Source organism: Arthrobacter sp. ISL-5, assembly GCF_018613835.1.
GTDB lineage: Bacteria > Actinomycetota > Actinomycetes > Actinomycetales > Micrococcaceae > Arthrobacter.
In genome coordinates this window covers 61,263-79,776 of sequence record NZ_JAGGPM010000046.1, presented here as the reverse complement: position 1 = coordinate 79,776, position 18,514 = coordinate 61,263, and the positions used below count along the sequence as shown (strand labels likewise).

Sequence of the window (18,514 nt, the reverse complement as noted above, 5' to 3'; positions counted from 1 at the left end):
TGCTGTTTACGCTTTCGTACGGGGTTTCTTGCGTCCGGGCTTCCGGAGCGGGCCCAGCAGTTTCCGGGGCCGGAGGTTGGGCGCCATCTGGACCCGGGCCAGTGACAACACTACGCCGATTGCGCAGAGCGACATGAGCAGGGCCGATCCGCCGTAGGAAATGAACGGCAGCGGCACACCGATCACCGGGACGAGTCCCGTGACCACTGCCATGTTGACCGTTGCCTGGCCCAGCAGCCACACCATGATGGTGCCTGCGAGGACCCGGTGGAACATGTCCTCCTGCGCCACCACCACGCGGTAGATCGCGGCGCCGAGGATGGCGAAGAGGATCAGTACGACGACGGTCCCCACCAGCCCGAGTTCCTCGCCGATGATGGCGAAGATGAAGTCGTTGTGGGCTTCCGGGATCCAGCTGTACTTCTGCCGGCTCTGCCCCAGCCCGACGCCGAACCAGCCGCCGGAGGCCAGCCCGTACAGTCCGTTGGTTGACTGGTAGTTGGCGTCCGTGCCGTCACCGCAGGACTGTCCCGTCCACCACGAGGTGATGCGGCACATGCGGTTTGAGCTGGTCATGGCCATGGCGGCCGTGGCTGCCATGCCGGCGATCGCGGCGAAGCCGAACAGATACAGGCGGACCCCGGCGAAAAACAGGGCGGCGGCCATGATCATCATGATGATCATGCCGGTGCCAAGGTCGTTGCCGGCAAGAACCAGTCCGATGACGCCCAGCGCGAGCGGGACCACCGGTATGACGGCATGCTGCCAGCGCTGCAGCAGCCGGCCTTTCTTGGCCAGCACCGTGGCCATCCACAGCGCCAGGGCAAGCTTGGCAGCCTCGGACGGCTGCAGGGTGAAGAACGGGCCGACCTCGATCCAGTTCTTGTTGCCGTTGACGCTGGTGCCGATCAGCAGGACCAGCCCGAGCAGGCCGTAGGCAAGGAAGATGCCCGGCCATGCGAGGCGCTTCAGCCAGACCACGTTGATCCGGGACAGCATGAACATCAGGAAGATGCCGATCCCCGCGAAAAGGCCCTGCTTGAGGGCTGCCGTGTAGGGAGACTCCCCTGCCGCAATCGCCTCCACGCTCGACGCTGAGAGCACCATCATGATGCCGATGGCCGTCAGGGCGAGGGTGGTGCCCAGGATGAGGTAATACGTGGAGCCGTTGCGCGACTTCCCGGTTCCCTCAAGGGCTGACCAGAAAGTGCGGTACCAGCGCAACAGCCTGGCAAGCACAGCAGGCTTCGGCCCCGGGTCTTTGCCGGCAGTCTTAACGGCAGCCCCACGAGCCGTGTCCGCGGTTCGCGTCCTGGCGGCCGCGGGACGTGTGGGCGTGCTGACCATTCTTACTCCTTGCCGGTCTGGGCCTGCCCTTCCACGAGCTCGCGGACTGCTTCGATGAAGGCGTCGCCACGGTGAGCATAGGAAGAGAACTGATCCATGGAGGCAGCCGCCGGGGCCATAAGCACTGTGTCACCCGAGGTGGCAAGCTGCGCCGCCGAAGCGACAGCCCGTGCCATCACTTCCTCACCGGTCTCTGGTGAAGCCGGCGTGGCGTCATGTCCGGTTCCGGCAGACTGCACCATTTCAGTGTGGCCCGTGGCCGGCCGTATGACGGGGACATCGGGAGCGTGTCGCCGCAGGGAGTCCTCCAGTGCTGCGGTGTCGGTGCCGATGAGCACCACACTCTTGAGCCGGCCGGAGTTGTCGCGCACGAGGTCGTCGTAATTGACGCCTTTGGACAGGCCGCCGGCGATCCAGATCACGGGGTCGAAGGCAGACAGTGAGGCGGCTGCGGCGTGCGGATTCGTGGCTTTTGAGTCATTGATCCAGAGCACACCGTTCTGCTTGGCCACGGGCTGGATGCGGTGGCTTCCCGGAATGTAGGTCCTCAGCCCCTGCCTGACGTGCTCGGGCTTGAGCCCATAGGCCAGCACCAGCCCGGCGGCCGCCAGCGCGTTGGCCACCATGTGGCGCGGCGCCACTGGTCCGAGGTCCAACATCGACGCCAGCTCGGCAGCGCTGTCCTTGCGCGCGGCGATGAACGCCCGGTCCACCAGCAGGCCTTCAACGACGCCCAGCATGCTAATGGCCGGAGTAAGGGTGGTGAAGCCGACGGCGCGGCAGCCCTCCACGACGTCGGCGTCCTCCACCATGCGTTCGGTTTCGATCTGCTCGGCGTTGTAGATGCAGGCTTTCTGGGTGTGCTCGTAGATCTTTGCCTTGTCGGCGAGATACGACGTGTACGAGCCGTGCCAGTCCACGTGGTCCTCGGCCACGTTGAGGCAGACACTCGCCACGGCGGACACGGATTCGCACCAGTGCAGTTGGAAGCTGGAAAGCTCCACCGCCAGGACGTCGTATTCGACCGGATCCCGAAGGGCGTCAAGGATGGGGGTTCCCACGTTTCCGACCGCCAAAGCCTTGAGCCCGGCCGCGCGCAGCATCGATTCGGTCAGGCCGACCGTCGTCGTCTTTCCGTTCGTGCCCGTGATCGTCAGCCAGTCCGCCGTCTTGCGGCCCTCGCGGACACGCACCCGCCAGGCGAGTTCGACGTCGCCCCACACCGGGATGTGCGCCCGCTTGGCGGCGGCCAGCAGGGCTTGGTCCGGCCGCCAGCCCGGCGACGTCACGATCAGGTCCGGCTTCATTCCGTCGATCTTCGGCACGGAGCGGACAGCGCTTTCGCCCAGGAGCACATCCACGGCTCCGACGATCCTGAGGGTATCCGCCTTGGCGTTGGCGATGTCGGTCGCGGAGGCATCCACCACCACCACCCGGGCTCCCAGCTCAATCAGCGTGTCCGCGGCGGCGAAGCCTGAGACGCCGATTCCGGTGACCACCACGCGCAGGCCGGCCCAGTCGGAGTCCCAGCTGACGAGGTCCTTGAGCCTGTCGACGGCGGTTTCGTTGCTGCTCACAGCAGGACCACCCATTCTGCGTAGAAGATGCCCAGGCCCGCGGCCACGAAAAGTCCGGCCAGTATCCAGAACCGGACAACCACGGTGACTTCCGCCCAGCCCTTGAGTTCGAAGTGGTGCTGCAACGGGGCCATCTTGAAGAATCTCTTGCCCTTGGTGATCTTGAAGTAGCCCACCTGGATGATGACCGAGAGCGTAATGAGCACGAACAGGCCGCCGATGAAGGCGAGCAGCAGTTCGGTGCGCGACAGGATGGCGAACCCGGCGATGGCCCCGCCGATGGCCAGGGATCCGGTGTCGCCCATGAAGATCTTGGCTGGCGACGTGTTCCACCACAGGAAGCCGACCAGCGCCGCGCTCATGATGGCGGCAAGCAGGGCGAGGTCCAGCGGGTCCCGCACGGAGTAACAGCCGCTGCCGGCCTGGCGGGGCGAACCACACGCCTGGTTGCTCTGCCAGATGCCCATCAGCGTGTACGCTCCGAAGACCATCACCGCAGCGCCCGCGGCCAGTCCGTCCAGCCCGTCGGTCAGGTTGACGCCGTTCGTGGCGGCGGTGACGATCAGGTTGGACCAGAGCACGAAGAGGATCGCGCCGAGCACGGAGCCCCCGAAGGCGAGGTCAAGCCAGGGGATGTCGCGGACCAGGGAAACCTTGGTGGACGCCGGGGTGAGGCCGTCCGAGTCCGGGAAGTACAGCGCCAGCACCGCGAAGATGATGCCTACGGCGGCCTGCAGGATCAGCTTGGCCTTGGCGTTCAGGCCGAGGCTGCGCTGGCGTGAGATCTTGATGAAGTCGTCCAGGAAGCCGACCAGGCCCATGCCCACCATGAGGAACAGCAGCAGCAGGGCCGACGCCGACGGGCCCGCCGATCTGGGGTTCAGGAGCCACATGATGAGGTGCGTCAGTCCGTAGCTGGCCAGGACCGACCCGACCACGATTGCGCCGCCCATGGTGGGCGTGCCGCGCTTGGTGTGGTGCGACGTGGGGCCGTCGTCCCGGATGAACTGGCCGTAGCCTTTGCGGACCAGCAGACGGATGAACAGCGGAGTTCCGACCAATGCCATCAGCAGGGCCAGGCCAGCGCCGATAAGTAGTGCAATCACAGCAGCTCGCTCCCTTCGTTGGCAGTTGCGGGGTTTTGTGGGGGTAATGCTATCCGATCGCCCAAATGGCGAAGTCCGATGCTGTTCGAGGATTTGAACAGCACCAGGTCGCCGGGTTCGAGCTGTTCCTGGAGCAGGTCATAGGCTTCGTCTGCGGTCTCGGCGAAGATGCATTCGTCGCCCCAGGACCCCTCCTGGACGGCTGACACGTACAGCGAACGTGCCTCGCGCCCCACCACCACCAGGCGTGAGATGTTGAGCCGGACTACCTGGGTGCCCACGGCGGTGTGTTCCCGGATGGAATCCTCGCCAAGTTCGAGCATCGCTCCGAGGACGGCCCAGGTCCGGCGCCCCTGGCCGAGGTCGGCCAGGGTCCGGAGTGCTGCCCTCATGGATTCCGGGTTGGCGTTGTAGGCGTCGTTGATGACGGTGACGCCGTCAGGCCGCTCGGTCCGTTCCATGCGCCAGCGGCTGGCGGCTGACTGTGAGCTGAGTGAAGCGCCGATGTGGGCGGCCGGGATGCCGGCAGCGTGTGCGGCAGCTGCTGCGGCCAGCAGGTTTGAGACGTGGTGTTCTCCGATGAGCCTGCTGCTCACCCGGACAGGCGCCTCCCCCGGCAGTTCGAGGTCGAACTCGGGGTGGCCGGACGCGTTCGTGTCCAGGTGTTCTGCACGGACAGCGGGTCCCTTGGCTGCGGCCTGCCGGGCAGAGAAGCCGAGCACAGTGGCGGGCGTGCGCTCCGCCATCGCCGCAACCCGCGGATCGTCCAGGTTCAACACCGCGGTGCCGGTGGGGTGCAGGGCTTCGACGAGTTCGCCCTTGGCGGTGGCAATGTTCTCAACGCCGCCGAATTCGCCGGCATGTGCTGTTCCGACGCCCAGCACGACGCCTATCTCCGGGGCGACCATATCGGCCAGGTACCGGATGTGCCCGATGCCCGTGGCGCCCATTTCGATGACGAGGTACCGGGTGTCGAAGCCGGCCTGGAACACGGTGAGGGGCACTCCCACTTCACCGTTGTAGGAGCCCTGGGGCGCTACGGTGTTGGCCTCCGTCGAGAGGATCCCTGCCAGCAGGTCCTTCGTGGTGGTTTTGCCTGCCGAACCGGTGATGCCGATGACGGTGAGCTGTTCGCCGGAGGCCTCGCGGCGGGCCCGGATCCGGCGGACCTGCTCCGCCGCCAGGGCGCCCATGGCCAGGACGGCATCGTCGACGATCACCGACGGATATGTGCGGCCGTCGGCATCGGCGATTTCGCGTTCGGCAAGGGCCAGCACAGCTCCTTTGTCGAATGCCGCGCCCACGAACGCGTGCCCGTCGGCGTTTTCGCCCGGCTTGGCCACGTACAGCGAACCGCTGATGGCCTCGCGCGAGTCGGTCACCACGGATCCCGGAGTGACGTCGGGGTCGGCAAGCAGCTGGCCGTTGGTGATTTCGGCGATTTCCGCCGCAGTTAGTGCAATCATGTCGGTCTAGGACTCTATCCGGTCATCTTCAAGAACGGTGAATCCTCGTGCCGTCAAGGCGTTCCGGAGCTCCACCCTGTCGTCGAGGGCAAGGTTGACTCCCTTGACCTCCTGCCATACTTCGTGCCCGCGCCCGGCTATGAGGATGGTGTCCTCCGGGGCCGCCAGTTCGACTGCCTCGCGGATGGCGGCGTCGCGGGGGAAAACCTCCATGATCCGGCAGTCGAGCTGTTCTGCCTCTTTGGCGTCTGTGGCTCCCACCAGTACGTCCGCACGGATCGCCGCCGCGTCCTCGTCGTGGGGGTCGTCATCGCTGATGATCACGATGTCCGCGAGCCTGGCCGCGATGGCTCCCATGGCCGGCCGCTTCCCCTGGTCACGCTGCCCGGTGGCACCGAAGACAACGATGACCTTGGAGGCGGGATCCGGAGACCTGACGGCCTCGAGGGCACGCGCCAGGGCATCCGGATTGTGCGCAAAGTCCACCACGGCTGCGGGCTTTGCAGAAACGAGCTGCATCCTGCCCGGCACGGCGACGGTGAAGGGGTCGCTGGAGTCCAGCGCCGCCTGCACTTCTGCCGCATCCGCACCGCCTGCGAGCACCATGGCGAGGGCCAGCGCGGCGTTGGAGACATTGAAGGCGCCGGGCAGCCCCGTGTGGACGCGCAGCTCCGTCCCGGTCCTGCCGCGGAGGGTGAACTCCGTACCAAGGCCCCGGGGCCGCGGATCGGCCACTGTCCAGTCGGCGTCGGCGGGCGCCCCGATGGTGCCCGCCTGCCTGCCGGCCGGCTGAAGCGTGGCGAGGGTGGTGACCGGGAGCCCCGCCTCGGCGGCGAGCCGGCGTCCCCATTCGTCGTCAACCGTCACGACGGCGGCACGGGCGCGCTCCGGTGTGAAGAGCTCCGCCTTGGTCCGGAAGTAGTCGTCCATGGTGCCGTGCAGGTCCAGGTGGTCCTGCGTCAGGTTGGTGAATCCGACGACGTCAAAGACCACTGCGTCCACGCGGCGGAACGACACGGCGTGCGAGGACACTTCCATCGACGCCGCATCCAGGCCCCGCTCGCGCATGAGGGCAAGCAAGGCATGGACGTCGGTGGACTCAGGCGTGGTGAGCAGGCTGGGAATCGGTTTGCCGCCTGCCACGATCTCGATGGTGCCGATCAGCCCGGTCCGCTTGCCCAGTGCCTGCAGCAGGGCGTTGACGAAGTACGTCGTGGTCGTCTTGCCATTGGTGCCCGTGACGCCGAAGAGCGCGGGGGACGAGCTGTCAGCGGCCTGGCTCCGGTAAATCAGTGCGGAAAGCTTTCCCACCACGGTTCGTGGCTCGTCAACTACGAGCACCGGCACGGCGATGTCGGGCGACAACGCGAGAAGGCGGGCGCCGGCGTCGTCTGTCAGGACGGCAACCGCACCGGCCTCGATCGCCGGGGTGGCGAAGTCGGCGCCGTGGCGGGCCGCGCCGGGTAGCGCCACGTACAGGTCCCCCCGCTCCACCGTGCGCGAATTGAGCGAGATACCGGTAACGGGGACTGACGCCGAGGCGCCGGCCACGGTGACGCCGACCGACTGGCCGATGGCGCCCAGCTCGACTGCGGCGACAGCCGTGGGCCGGAATCCGCTGCGGGACTCGTCTCCGTCCGGGGCATCGGCAGTGCCGGGGGCATTGTGCTCTGACAAGTGGATCTCCGTTGGTACTAGTGGACCAACGGACACGACAGAACGATTTGTTCAGGTGCACCGCGGTCTTTGTTAGCGGGCGTGCTACTTGGCGTACTGCGGCAGTCTGGCCGGTTCACCGGTGGACGGCGGAACGTTGTACGTCCGCAGTACCTGGCTCATGACCGAGCGGAACACAGGCCCGTTGGTGATTCCATAAATGGATCCCTTGGGCCGCTGCAGGACCACCTCAACAATAAACCGCGGATCGTCCATCGGCGCCATCCCCACCATTGACGCGGTGTAGCCGCAGAAGCCCGCGGTCCCGTCATCGCAGGGCGACTGCGAGGTTCCGGTTTTGGCGCCCACACGGTAGCCGTCAATGGCGGCTTCCTTGATCTGGCCTTCCGTGACGGCGCTTTCGAGGATGTCGCGGACCTGTTTGGCCGTCTCCTTGGACACGATCCTCCGGGAGGGCTGGGCCGGGACTTTTTCCTCGGTTCCGTCGGGACTGATGTAGCTGTCGATGAGCCTTGGCTGCAGCATCACGCCGCCATTGGCGATGGACTGGTAGGCACGGACGGTCTGAAGGGTGGACTGCGAGACGCCCTGGCCAAAGAGCACGGTGTACTCCTGGCGGCCGTCCCACTGGTCGGCCGGCGTCAGGATGCCTTTGGCCTCTGCCGGCAGTCCGATGTTCGGGGCTTCGCCAATCCCGAACTTCTGGAGCCAGTCGTGGCGCTGATCCTTGGTGAGCCGTTGTCCGGCCATGACCGTGCCCGTGTTCATGGACCAGCCGAGGATGCCGGCCAGCGTCCGTTTCTCGGTGCCGTGGGAGAAGGAGTCGTCAAACTGCTGGCCGTCGACGACATAGGAAGGTGGAATGACGAACGTATCCAGGGGGTGGGCCTTGCCTTCTTCGATCACGGCGGCAGCGGTGATCATCTTTTCCACGGATCCTGGCTCGTAGGCGGCCGTGACCGAGCGCACGCCGCGGTCCTGCGCCGCCACCTTGCCGGGATCGTTGGGATCGGGAGCGTTGGTATCCGCCATGGCAATGATGTTGCCGGTTTTCACGTCGGAAACGATGATGACGCCCCATTCGGCGCTGAGCTTGTCCGACTGGCTCTGGATCGCCTGCTGGGCGAAGTACTGGATATCGGAGTTCAGGGTGAGTTTGACGTCCTTGCCGTCCTGCGCCGGTGTCAGCTGGTCGACTCCCACCGGGATGCGGAGGCCGTCGGCGCCGATCTCAAACAGGCGCTTGCCGGGAGTTCCCCTCAGGATCTCGTCCTGGGTCTGCTCCAGTCCGGCCTGGCCGGTGGTGCCGTTTTCCAGGAAGCCCACAATGCCGCCGGCCACCGAACCGTTGGGGTAGACGCGCTTGCTGGTTCCTTCGGAGAAGATGCCGGGGATCTGCAGTTTGGAGACGCGGTCCTCGACGTCGGGCTTCAGGTCCTTTGCCACGACATAGTAGGTCCGCTCACCCGTGACGGCGTTCCGGACGTCCTGGGTGTCCATGCCGAGGACGGTGGCGAGCTCGGAAATCCCCTGGTCCCGGGAAACCGTGACGAGCTCTTCCTTGCCGTTCACCCTTTCAATCCGCTTGAAGGATTCCGTTTTGGTGTTGACGGCCTGGTCAACCGTGATGTTGTAGCGGATGACGCTGTTGGCCAGCACCGTGCCGTTTTCATCGACAATGCTGCCGCGTTCCGCAGGCAGCACGGTGGGACGCAGCCGGTTATCGAGGGCCGCTTCAGCCATGCCGCCGACGTCGAGGCCCTGGACCAGGAACAGCTTCCCGCCGACCACGAGGAGCAGGGCCAGCATGATGCTCAGGCCGAGGCGGAGCCTCTTCGTGGCGTTCGGGACTTTTGGCCCGCCTGCCTTGCCGGTGCGTTGCGCCACGATCATCCCTTACTGCCTGCCTTGCCGGCTTGTCGCCGCATCCGTCCCAGTTACTGCCCCGGCGTTTTTTGTTCCGGCGCCGGTATGGTGCCGCCGTTGAGGACCGCCGCCGGCTTCGCTGCGGCCGCAGGGGCCTTGGCCTTCTTGCTGTCCGCGGACTTCTTGCTGTCCTCGGGCTTCTTGCTGTCCGCCGGCTTCCTGCTTTCCAGCGGATCGGCGGTGCTCGCCGGCGGGACAACATTCAGCTGGCCCGGTACGGCCGGAGCGGCAATCACGGCACCTGCGGAGTCGCCCTTGGCCGCCGGCTTGGCCTTTCCGCTGACAGTCAACGTGGACAGATCAATCTGGCCCTTGCCGGTGGAAGCAACCATGCCCAATTCTGAGGCCTTGGCTGCGAGATTCTGGGGAGCCTCGAAGTTTTGGACCTGCTGTGTCAGATCCTGGTTCTGCTTCGTGAGCGCCGTCTGCTCGCTGCGGAGCTTCACGAGCTGATACTGGGCAGTGGACACGGAGATGTTGAGGACCAGGACCGCCAAGAGCGCCACTGCAAGCATCCCGAAGCAGAGAACCACGAAGGGGGCACGGCGTTTCTTGGGCATCGAGCGGACCAGCGACAGCGGGGTCCGCACCTTGCGTGCGCTCTCCTCCTGAACGCCGCGGCCGGACGTGAGGGTGAGGTTCTTGACAGCTGCGGTGCTCATGCGGCTCTCCTGGCTCTGATGCGTTCCACGGCGCGCAGCCGGGCTGAAGCTGCGCGCGGATTCTCAGCGATCTCGACGGCGGTGGGCACCTCGGTGCCCTTGGTCAGGGTCTTGAGTTCGGCTTTGTGCTCTTCGAGCTCCACCGGGAATCCGAGCGGAGCGGACGACTTGGAACGCGCCTGGAAGACGCTCTTGACGATCTTGTCCTCCAGGGAGTGATACGACATGACCACAATCCGACCGCCCAGGGCGATGGCGTCCACTGCCGCCGGGACCGCACGCTCAAGAACCTCGAGTTCTTCGTTGACCTCGATCCGGAGCGCCTGGAACGTCCGCTTCGCGGGGTGCCCGCCGGACTTGGCAGCCCCCGCCGGAACAACCGCCCGGATTTGTTCCACCAATTCACCGGTGGTGGCGAAAGGCTTCACGGCGCGGGCCGCGACAATCCGGTTGGCAATGCGGCCGGCGAACTTCTCCTCGCCCCACTTGCGGATGATCCTGACCAGGTCCTCTTCGCTGTAGTTGTTGACCACGTCCGCTGCGGTCTGTCCGCGGCTGGTATCCATCCGCATGTCCAGGGGCGCGTCGAAGGAGTAGGCAAAGCCACGTTCGCGCTCATCGAGCTGCAGGGAGGAAACGCCGAGGTCCATCAGGATGCCGTGGACCTCCGCTATGCCGAGGTCCGCCAAGACATCGGCGATTTCGTCATAGACGGCATGGACAAGGTCCGTGCGGGCGGCGAAAGGCTTGAGGCGCTCACCGGCCAGGGCCAGCGCTTCTTCGTCCCGGTCAATGCCGATCAGGTGGAGGTCCGGGAAGCGCTGGAGCATCGCCTCCGAATGTCCGCCCATTCCCAGGGTGGCATCGATGGCCACCGGGGTCTCGCCCCGCTGGCGTGCTGCCTCGAATCCCGGCGCCAACAGATTAATGCACCGGTCCTTGAGGACCGGCACATGGCGTTCGGACGTAGGTTTGGCCTGGTCGTGTTCGTTCATACCTTCGTCCTTCCTTGAGCGCCTCGCGTGGTTTCTTGGGCCAGATCCCCATCCGCGCCTATCCTCATGACGGCCTGGCTCCGGGGAAGTGAGCCAGGAAGTCGATTGGATGGGCGGCTGGAGATCTCGTCCAAGAAACAGGATGGGATGTTTCGTGCCGGCATCTTAGAGAATGCCGGCGATGGGGTTGTCGGTCTCGGAGAAGGAGGTTTCCTTCTCCGCCAGGTACACATTCCAGGCCTGGGCGTCCCAGATCTCAGCGCGGGTGCCGGCACCTATCACAGCCAGCTCCCTGCCAAGCCCTGCATACTCCCGGAGCGCGGGAGGGATAGTCACGCGCCCCTGCTTGTCAGGCACCTCGTCCGAGGCTCCAGAGAGAAAGACCCGGATGTAGTCACGAGCTTGCTTGTTGGATATGGGAGCCTCCCGGATCTGCTCGTGAACCCTCGCGAATTCCTGCTCGCTGAAGACGTAGATGCAGCGCTCCTGGCCTCGCGTGAGTACAAGTCCGCCGGCAAGCTCCTCACGGAACTTGGCAGGAAGAATGATCCGCCCCTTTTCGTCAAGACGCGGCGAGTGTGTCCCCAGGAACACATCCCCACCGCCCGTCTGCCGTCAGAAGCCGAACAACCCCCGCGCTGCCACTACCCTCTTACGCGCTCCACTTTACTCCACTTCGCCCCACAGTCAACGCAACACGGGCATTTCTCTGCCGCTTGGACAAACTTTCTTCCGCTAGATATCGCGGGTTTTGCGCGGGGGTGGGAAGTGGAGGGAAAATCGCGGCGCCAGGATTAAAAACAAAAGACCCGCCGGAAGCGGGTCTTTGTTCGGGCCTGGTCGTGAACCGGTGGCGCTAAGTGGAGGCGGCGCAGAATCGGGGTGGTGCGAAGTGGGCGTGGTGCACCGTCTACGTGGTGCAAAGTGGAGTGCCTGAAAGCTCAGGACTCCCCGCGGCGCCTTTCGTCCCAGCGCTCTTCGAGGCTGTTCATGAAGGAACTCTTGCCTTTGGACTTCTTGCCATGTCCGGAGGTCTTTGCCTTGCCGGCCGCAGCGCTGCGCATCGTGGCAAAGTACACCCCGGCTCCCATGACGATAAAGCCGAAGACACCGACGAAGATGTTCTGCAGGGAAACCCCCACGAGGAGGAGCAAAACTCCTGCCAGCGTGGCCAGTACGCCAATCACAATGTGCCGGGTAGACCATGTGCGGCCCGGATCCGAGCCCATGGAATTGGCAAACTTGGGATCGTCCTCATGCAGTTGCCTCTCGAGTTGCTCGAGCAGCTTCTGTTCGTGCTCCGAGAGCGGCATCACGACCTCCTTAAGTAGGCCAACGTCCGGACTGGTCGGGACCAGTTCTTTCTGCCACGTCAACGACCGGCATGCTGTACAGGTTCCCGGCCTCCCGACATTGGCAGATCCATGGATCCAAGCATACGGACGCGGGCGGGTCAGGTGATCCACACATGTCCAGACGTTCGAAATCTTTGTATATCTAAGGATAGTTTGTTGGGCGCTGTTCTGAAAGACGCTGTTCACGGACCGCAACCCGATTTGACCGTGAATTTCCGGTAAAAATCGCTGTTCGTGGACCCTGCCCGGAACCGCCTCAGCGCGTGCCGCTCCCAGGGTCCAGAAGGCGCGCCGGCAGCACCGATTTACTGCCGAATTTCTCCGTCACCCTGTCGAGCGCCTGCTCCGCTGCCCGCCAATTGTCGTCACGCCGGTCAAAGCTCAACTGGAGCGAGGTCTGGGCTGCCGCCTCGAGATGCTCGGCACGCACGCCTACGAGCCGGACGGTCATGGACCGGTCCCCCAGCGACTCCAGCAATTGCACAGCCACAGCGTAGAGGAGCTGCGCACTGTCCAGCGGCGCGTGGACCGTCCGGCTCCGCGTAACGGTTGAAAAATCGGCATAGCGCAGCTTGAGGGCAACGGTGCGTGCCACCAGACCGGACGCGCGCAGGCGTTCGGCAGTCCTGTGGCACAGGCGCAGCAGCTCCCGGTGGAGCAGGGCGTCGTCGGCTGTGTCCACCGCGAACGTTTCCTCGGCTCCGATGCTTTTTTCAAGCCTTACGGGAGTCACCGCCCGTGGATCGATCCCCCACGCGAGCCGGTGAACGTGTTCGCCGCTGGCGCCAAGTACCTTCTTGAGTGACGAGACTGGCGTCGCCGCGACATCGGCCACGGTGCGGATTCCCATCCTTGCAAGTACGTCCGCGGTCTTGGCACCCACGCCCCAGAGCGCGTTGACGGGGAGGCTGTGCAGGTACGGTACGGTCTGCTCGGGCCGGATCAGCAACAGGCCGTCCGGTTTGCACCGGGTGGAGGCGATCTTGGCCACGAACTTGCTGGCCGCGATCCCCACGGAGGCCGTGATTCCCAGTTCCTTGGAGACCCTGGTCCGGACCAGCTCCCCGATCTGCAGCGGCGGACCGAGGCGTCGGATCGCTCCGCCGACATCGAGGAACGCCTCATCCACGCTGAGGGGCTCAACGAGCTCGGTGATTGACTCAAAAATGGACATCAGCTGGCCGGAGACTTCGTAGTAGAGCTTATGCCGGGGTTCGATGATCACAGCCTGGGGGCACATGCGGTGGGCAACCACCATCGGCATCGCGGACTTTACGCCGAAGGCGCGCGCTTCATAGGAGGCCGACAGCACTACGGAGCGGTCCGCCGGAAACCCCACGATGACCGGTTTGCCGCGCAGTTCGGGGCGTCCCCGCAGTTCGACGGAGACGAAGAAGGCGTCCATGTCCACGTGCATAATGCTGCTGCGCCGGAGGTCTCGAAGACGCGCTTCGATTTGCTCTTTGTCCTGGTCCGGCCCCACATCTGCAATCCTATGCCCTGCGACTGACTAAACTGGAGGCTGAATCCGGCATCAACCCCAGGAGGAATCCACCTGTGAAGGTCATTGGAACGCCCACGCCTGCACGCCTCGGCCTGCTTGCCGCCGGAACGGTATTGATGGCGGTGTCGGCGTGCAGCGCGCCATCGCCCGGCTCCGCTCCGTCCCCCGAAGGTTCGGTTTCCACCTCGGCATCAGCCCAGGCCAGCACTACGGCGCCTCCAAGTCCGTCGGCCTCGCCGGGCACCTCGGCAGCAGTGGGAGCGCTCGTCGCGGGATTCCCGCAGAAACTCCTCCCGGTCATGCCTGGGGCCAAGGTCGTCGCCAGCAGTTTCGACAAGTCGTCCTCGCCGGCCACAGTCGCCCTGGTGGGTTCCATCGCTGCCAAGCCGGCCGCCGTCGTCGCTTATTACACCAAAGCGCTTGAGGCGCAGGGCTTCAAGGCCGTTCCGGGCAATACGGTTGGCACGGTGGCCTCCAAGGACTTTGTCCGCGCCGGAAACGAAACCGTCAACATCGCGGTTCCGGAGGTTGCCGGAGTATCCACCTTTACGATCGGCGCCAACGTGGCTCCAGAGTCCGTCAAGTGACCGTGGCAGAGCAGCTGCGCGTCGAGCAGACAGCCTTTGTCGCTGCTGTTGCCGGAAGGCTCACCGATTTCCTGACCACGAGGCAGTTGGTCATGGCCTCAATCTCCCCTGACATCGACCCCATCATGGGTTCGATCTCCAACCTTGTCACCGGAGGCAAAAGGCTCCGCGCCCTCATGTGCTACTGGGGATGGCGCGGTGCCGGCGGACCGGCGTCGGCCGACGACGTCGTGACCGCGGGGGCGGCGCTTGAGCTCTTCCAGGCCGCCGCCCTGATCCACGACGACATCATTGACCGGTCCGACACACGGCGGGGCGGCCCGAGCGTCCACCGCAGGTTCATGCAGCTCCACGAGGCGCAGGGCTGGGCATTGGACAGCGAACGGTTCGGCCACGCTGCTGCCATTCTTGCCGGCGACCTGTGCCTGTCCTTCAGCGAAGAGGCCTTTACGGAGATCGGCGAGCATGCCGCATCCGGGAGCAGGGCGAGGCTAATCTTCAACCTCATGCGGGCCGAGGTCATGGCCGGGCAGTACCTTGACATCCTGGAAGAGGTGGCAGGCCCGGTGCGGGACCGCGCCGGCGCCGTCAGCCGGGCCCAGTCGATTATCCGCTTCAAGTCCGCCAAGTATTCCACCGAGCACCCCCTCGCACTCGGCGGTGCGCTGGGCGGAGCCTCGGACGAACTGCTTCGTGGCTACTCGGCTTTCGCTCTTCCGCTGGGAGAAGCCTTCCAGCTTCGCGATGACGTCCTGGGCGTTTTCGGCGATCCCGTCACCACAGGGAAGCCCGCCGGCGACGACCTCCGCGAAGGCAAACGCACCGTCCTGGTAGCGTTCGCGCTGGACCTGTCCTCCGCCGAGGAGTCCGCCTTCATCGATTCCAGGCTGGGCAGTCCCGACCTGAGCGACGAGGACGTGGCGGAGATCCGCAGGATCATTGCGGACTGCGGGGCGCTGCAGGCAACGGAAGCACTCATCGAGGAATTCGGCGCAGCCGCGTTTGCCGCCCTCGAGCTCCTTCCTTTGGAAGACCTCCCGAAGACGGCACTGCGCAAGCTCGCCGAAGCAACGGTGAGCCGGGCCGCCTGAGCGGCGAGCCGGTGCCGGCCCGCGCGGGTGTGCCACGCGGGGCCGGCCGGAACGGCTTACCAGAGGGTTTGCCAGGCAGGATTGCCCGGGAGGGTTCATCTGGCAGGGTTTTACAGGCTGCGCCTACCAGGCCAGGGACTGGGCCCTTCGCCGGATTTCGGTCTTCCGGCCCTCCCGCAGGGCGTCAATTGGCCGCCCGCGGAGTGATTCATCAGGGGTGAAGAGCCAGGTGATGAGTTCTTCGTCGGAATAGCCGGCGTCAGCCAGCACCACAATCGTGCCCTTCAGGCTTTCCACGACGTGCCCGTCCTGGATGAAGTCCGCCGGGATTGACCTGATGCGGCGTTCGCCAACCCTCAGTGCTGCCAGCGCCCGCTCATCGAGCAGTCCGTGGACTTTGGTAATGGAAACATCCAGCAATTGGGCGACGTCGGGCAGCGGCAACCAGTCGCCAACAAGGCTCTCTACAGTACTCACGGGTCAAGGTTGCCACGCCGGGCGCCCGCGCGCCTAGTCAGACTGGCACCCCGGCGCGATTCAGCCGCTATCCGGGCGCGACACACCCGAATACCCTGACTTTCTGCACGTCTGTCAATTCTTGTGCTATTTGCGAAATCGTGAGAGATTCTCATAGGTCACATTTGTAACAGGATTATCTCAAGTAACATTGGTACCAATAGTCACACTGGCCTGACCGACAGCATTTCGCCGCTGAGAAGAGGATCTTTCCCATGACGACGACCCGCTCACCCAAGCAGCCTCCCCGGCCGAGCTTGCCCATGATTGCGGCGACGACGGCAACACTGCCCGCCGTCATGCTCTCCTCCCTTGCTGTGGCCCAGCCCGCGGCAGCGGAGTCCCGGCCCAGTGCCATTCCTGCGACGCTCGCCGCCGCCATCGAGGCACAAGCCGCCGCCGTCATGGCCGGCATCATTCCCCCCGCATCCGTACCTGCCGCGATTCCCGCCGGCCTGCAGCCGGCACGCGTGGCTCCGGCCGCCCACACGGTTGTCCGGGGCGACACGGTCAGCGGCATTGCCGGGCGTTACGGCCTCAGCACCACGGCGGTGCTCAAGCTCAACAACCTGAAATCGACCTCCGTGATCTACCCGGGCCAGCGGATCAAGCTGACCGGCTCGGCGGCGACGAAGGCGGCGGCCACCGCTGCTCCTGCCGGCACGAGCAGCAGGACCTACACCGTGAAGTCCGGGGACACCCTGGGCGGCATCGCTGCGCGGCACGGCGTCAAGCTCTCCCAGCTCCTCAGCTGGAACCGCCTGAAGCTGTCCTCCATCATCTACCCGGGCCAGAAGATCCGCATCGGATCGGGCGTGGCAGCGTCACCGGCCGTCAAACCGGCAGCATCTGCTGCCCCGCGCTCGGGCTCGTATGTCATCAAAGCCGGGGATACGTTGTCCGGCATCGCGTCGAGGCACGGCGTGCGGCTGGCCGATGTCCTGTCGGCGAACCGGCTCAAATTGACCAGCGTTATTTACCCTGGGCACAAGCTCGTCATTCCAGGAAAGGCGTCGGCCGTCCAGCCGGCGTCGAGCGTGACACCTCTGGTGCCCAGTTCCTTCCTCGGGTTCACGTACCCGGCCGCCGTGGTCAGCTCCGCCAACAAGAACAAGGCACTGCTGAACGCCTCGCCGGTCCCGTCGCTGGCGCAGATGCAGTCCATCGTGGCTGACACGGCCCGCCGGATGGGAGTGGATCCCGCGCTTGCCCAGGCCTTCGCCTACCAGGAGTCCGGATTCAACCAGCGCGCGGTGTCCCCGGCGAACGCCATCGGGACGATGCAGGTCATCCCGTCCTCCGGCGAGTGGGCATCCGATCTTGTGGGACGCAAGCTGAACCTGCTTGACCCGTATGACAACGCGACCGCCGGCGTAGCCATCATCCGGCAGCTGATCCGGACCAGCAAGAACCTGGACTACGCGATCGCCGGTTACTACCAGGGCCAGTACTCCGTCAGCAAGCACGGCATGTATTCCGATACTAAGAGCTACGTCGCAGCCATCAAGGCGCACCGAAAGAACTTCAGCTAGCCTCGCGGGCCCGGCATCCAACGCGACAGTTTTGTCCGGCTGCTAGCCGCTGACAGTCCGGCCTCATTTTCGGCCTGGTGCCGACAGGTAAACGCCTGGGTCCTTACGGGTACTACTACATACTCCCAGCCCCCGCCGGGCGCCAGGGCGCCGTGGCTTTGAGGACTTCGTCGATGACCTGGCGGACTGCAAGCCGGGAGGCCTTCTCGTGCCTGGACAGAAGAGCAACCTGTCGCTGAGCAGTACCCCCGGTCAAGGGCCGGAGAACAAAGCGCCCGGCTTGGGACGCACGAGTCGTGTAGCTAGGTAGAGCTGCGATACCTAGCCCAGCGGCAACAAGCTGTTCTGTGATGCTGAAATCGGAGAAGCGCTGCAGGACGCGTGCCGGCGAACCAGTAACTGCCTGCACCTCAGCAATAACACCGTGGTAGGGAAAGCCCTCCGGCACACCAATCCAAGTCTCGCCCGCGAGATCTGCGGGTTCGATGGACTCTGAATGGGCCAGCGGGTGATTGAGCGGTAGGGCTATATCAAACGGTTCCGTGAACAAGGAGAATATGGCCAGGTCCGCTCCCTGCCAGGCCGGTGACAGCTGGTTCGAGTGTGCGATGACTACATCGAAATCGGTGGTCAAGCCGATAAATTCATCTTCCTGGGCGATCCGGTCCTGGCAAAGGACACGGAGTTCTGGCCTCTTCGCCAGGGATAGCAGTAGTGGGGGAAGAATGAGCCGGGCGGCCGACGGGAAGCTGAGCAGTGTCACGGTGCCTGTCGGGCGGTGTCTGAATTCATCCCACATTGCCTGGGATTCAGCCATCGCCACGATGACTCTGTCCGCGCTGACGGCGAGGGCGCGGCCGGCATCGGTTAGCCTCACTCCCCGGCCGACGCGTTCGGTAAGGGGGACTCCAGATTCACGTTCCAGCAGCTTGAGTTGCTGGGAGACAGATGAGGTGCTGCGATTTGTCGCCTCGGCAACTGCACGAACGCTCCCCCGATCCCTGAGCTCGCGAAGAAGCTCCAACCGCCGGATGTCCATCCACAAATAATAAACTATGTGTCCGGAATTATTCGCTTGTTCCGGATGGTGTCGGCTGCTTCACTGAATAGGTGGCTCCCCAAACACACCTTCTCGGGCGGTACTACGTGCAGTCGTACTGACATCCGGATTCT

At 64.8% G+C, this 18,514-nt stretch carries 16 protein-coding genes; 3 read left to right on the top strand and 13 right to left on the bottom strand.

Annotated features, from left to right (window positions below):
- Positions 1-6: 6 nt before the first annotated feature.
- The 11 genes from ftsW to dinB form a co-directional block, all read right to left on the bottom strand.
- Positions 7-1,347: a putative lipid II flippase FtsW gene (ftsW, locus tag J7I89_RS22635; protein ID WP_214975133.1), complete on the bottom strand. Its 1,341-nt coding sequence runs from the start codon at positions 1,345-1,347 to the stop codon at positions 7-9.
- Positions 1,348-1,349: 2 nt separating this feature from the next.
- Entirely contained in the window at positions 1,350-2,939 is a 1,590-nt protein-coding gene (gene murD / locus J7I89_RS22630; RefSeq protein ID WP_214975130.1) for a UDP-N-acetylmuramoyl-L-alanine--D-glutamate ligase, read from the bottom strand.
- Entirely contained in the window at positions 2,921-4,030 is a 1,110-nt protein-coding gene (gene mraY, locus J7I89_RS22625; protein WP_214975127.1) for a phospho-N-acetylmuramoyl-pentapeptide-transferase, read from the bottom strand. The genes murD and mraY overlap by 19 nt, the downstream gene beginning before the upstream one ends.
- The gene (gene murF, locus J7I89_RS22620; RefSeq protein WP_214975125.1) at positions 4,027-5,496 is read right to left on the bottom strand and encodes a UDP-N-acetylmuramoyl-tripeptide--D-alanyl-D-alanine ligase; all 1,470 of its coding nucleotides are present in this window, start codon (positions 5,494-5,496) and stop codon (positions 4,027-4,029) included. Before murF ends, mraY begins: the two co-directional genes overlap by 4 nt.
- Positions 5,497-5,502: 6 nt before the next feature.
- On the bottom strand, positions 5,503-7,173 hold the full coding sequence (locus J7I89_RS22615; protein ID WP_214975122.1) for a UDP-N-acetylmuramoyl-L-alanyl-D-glutamate--2,6-diaminopimelate ligase: 1,671 nt from the start codon (positions 7,171-7,173) through the stop codon (positions 5,503-5,505).
- Positions 7,174-7,257: 84 nt separating this feature from the next.
- Positions 7,258-9,066 carry a penicillin-binding protein 2 gene (locus J7I89_RS22610; protein ID WP_251045725.1) on the bottom strand — a complete coding sequence of 603 codons (1,809 nt, stop codon included), beginning with the start codon at positions 9,064-9,066 and terminating at the stop codon, positions 7,258-7,260.
- A gap of 44 nt (positions 9,067-9,110) precedes the next feature.
- Complete coding sequence (locus J7I89_RS22605) at positions 9,111-9,761, bottom strand: hypothetical protein (RefSeq protein ID WP_214975116.1); 651 nt, start codon at positions 9,759-9,761, stop codon at positions 9,111-9,113.
- A complete protein-coding gene (rsmH, locus tag J7I89_RS22600; RefSeq protein ID WP_214975113.1) occupies positions 9,758-10,756 on the bottom strand; it encodes a 16S rRNA (cytosine(1402)-N(4))-methyltransferase RsmH in 999 nt (332 codons plus the stop codon). The genes J7I89_RS22605 and rsmH overlap by 4 nt, the downstream gene beginning before the upstream one ends.
- Positions 10,757-10,921: 165 nt before the next feature.
- Positions 10,922-11,350: a division/cell wall cluster transcriptional repressor MraZ gene (gene mraZ / locus J7I89_RS22595; RefSeq protein ID WP_078028973.1), complete on the bottom strand. Its 429-nt coding sequence runs from the start codon at positions 11,348-11,350 to the stop codon at positions 10,922-10,924.
- A gap of 347 nt (positions 11,351-11,697) precedes the next feature.
- Positions 11,698-12,069, bottom strand: a complete 372-nt coding sequence (locus tag J7I89_RS22590) for a DUF3040 domain-containing protein (protein ID WP_214975110.1) — start codon at positions 12,067-12,069, stop codon at positions 11,698-11,700.
- 298 nt (positions 12,070-12,367) lie between these two features.
- Entirely contained in the window at positions 12,368-13,594 is a 1,227-nt protein-coding gene (dinB, locus tag J7I89_RS22585) for a DNA polymerase IV (RefSeq protein ID WP_308160010.1), read from the bottom strand.
- A gap of 74 nt (positions 13,595-13,668) precedes the next feature.
- Here dinB and J7I89_RS22580 point away from each other — a divergent pair, with 74 nt between their 5' ends.
- Together J7I89_RS22580 and J7I89_RS22575 are read left to right on the top strand one after the other, a co-directional pair.
- Complete coding sequence (locus tag J7I89_RS22580; protein WP_214975107.1) at positions 13,669-14,202, top strand: hypothetical protein; 534 nt, start codon at positions 13,669-13,671, stop codon at positions 14,200-14,202.
- On the top strand, positions 14,199-15,293 hold the full coding sequence (locus J7I89_RS22575) for a polyprenyl synthetase family protein (RefSeq protein WP_214975105.1): 1,095 nt from the start codon (positions 14,199-14,201) through the stop codon (positions 15,291-15,293). The genes J7I89_RS22580 and J7I89_RS22575 overlap by 4 nt, the downstream gene beginning before the upstream one ends.
- Positions 15,294-15,416: 123 nt before the next feature.
- On the opposite strand, the gene J7I89_RS22570 is transcribed toward J7I89_RS22575, so the two are convergent.
- Positions 15,417-15,770 (bottom strand): Rv2175c family DNA-binding protein, encoded by a 354-nt coding sequence (locus J7I89_RS22570; RefSeq protein ID WP_214975103.1) that lies wholly within the window; start codon positions 15,768-15,770, stop codon positions 15,417-15,419.
- A gap of 254 nt (positions 15,771-16,024) precedes the next feature.
- On the opposite strand from J7I89_RS22570, the gene J7I89_RS22565 reads away from it, so the two are divergent.
- Complete coding sequence (locus J7I89_RS22565; RefSeq protein ID WP_214975101.1) at positions 16,025-17,341, top strand: lytic transglycosylase domain-containing protein; 1,317 nt, start codon at positions 16,025-16,027, stop codon at positions 17,339-17,341.
- Between the two features lie 115 nt (positions 17,342-17,456).
- Here the strand turns inward: J7I89_RS22565 and J7I89_RS22560 are convergent, their stop codons facing one another.
- The gene (locus J7I89_RS22560; RefSeq protein WP_214975099.1) at positions 17,457-18,380 is read right to left on the bottom strand and encodes a LysR family transcriptional regulator; all 924 of its coding nucleotides are present in this window, start codon (positions 18,378-18,380) and stop codon (positions 17,457-17,459) included.
- Positions 18,381-18,514: the final 134 nt, after the last annotated feature.

Coding starts and splice junctions, on each gene's coding strand:
- ftsW (WP_214975133.1), bottom strand. CDS start 1,347: ATGGTCAGCACGCCCACACGTCCCGCGGCCGCCAGGACGCGAACCGCG.
- murD (WP_214975130.1), bottom strand. CDS start 2,939: ATGGGTGGTCCTGCTGTGAGCAGCAACGAAACCGCCGTCGACAGGCTC.
- murF (WP_214975125.1), bottom strand. CDS start 5,496: ATGATTGCACTAACTGCGGCGGAAATCGCCGAAATCACCAACGGCCAG.
- J7I89_RS22610 (WP_251045725.1), bottom strand. CDS start 9,066: ATGATCGTGGCGCAACGCACCGGCAAGGCAGGCGGGCCAAAAGTCCCG.
- J7I89_RS22605 (WP_214975116.1), bottom strand. CDS start 9,761: ATGAGCACCGCAGCTGTCAAGAACCTCACCCTCACGTCCGGCCGCGGC.
- rsmH (WP_214975113.1), bottom strand. CDS start 10,756: ATGAACGAACACGACCAGGCCAAACCTACGTCCGAACGCCATGTGCCG.
- J7I89_RS22590 (WP_214975110.1), bottom strand. CDS start 12,069: ATGCCGCTCTCGGAGCACGAACAGAAGCTGCTCGAGCAACTCGAGAGG.
- J7I89_RS22565 (WP_214975101.1), top strand. CDS start 16,025: ATGACGACGACCCGCTCACCCAAGCAGCCTCCCCGGCCGAGCTTGCCC.
- J7I89_RS22560 (WP_214975099.1), bottom strand. CDS start 18,380: ATGGACATCCGGCGGTTGGAGCTTCTTCGCGAGCTCAGGGATCGGGGG.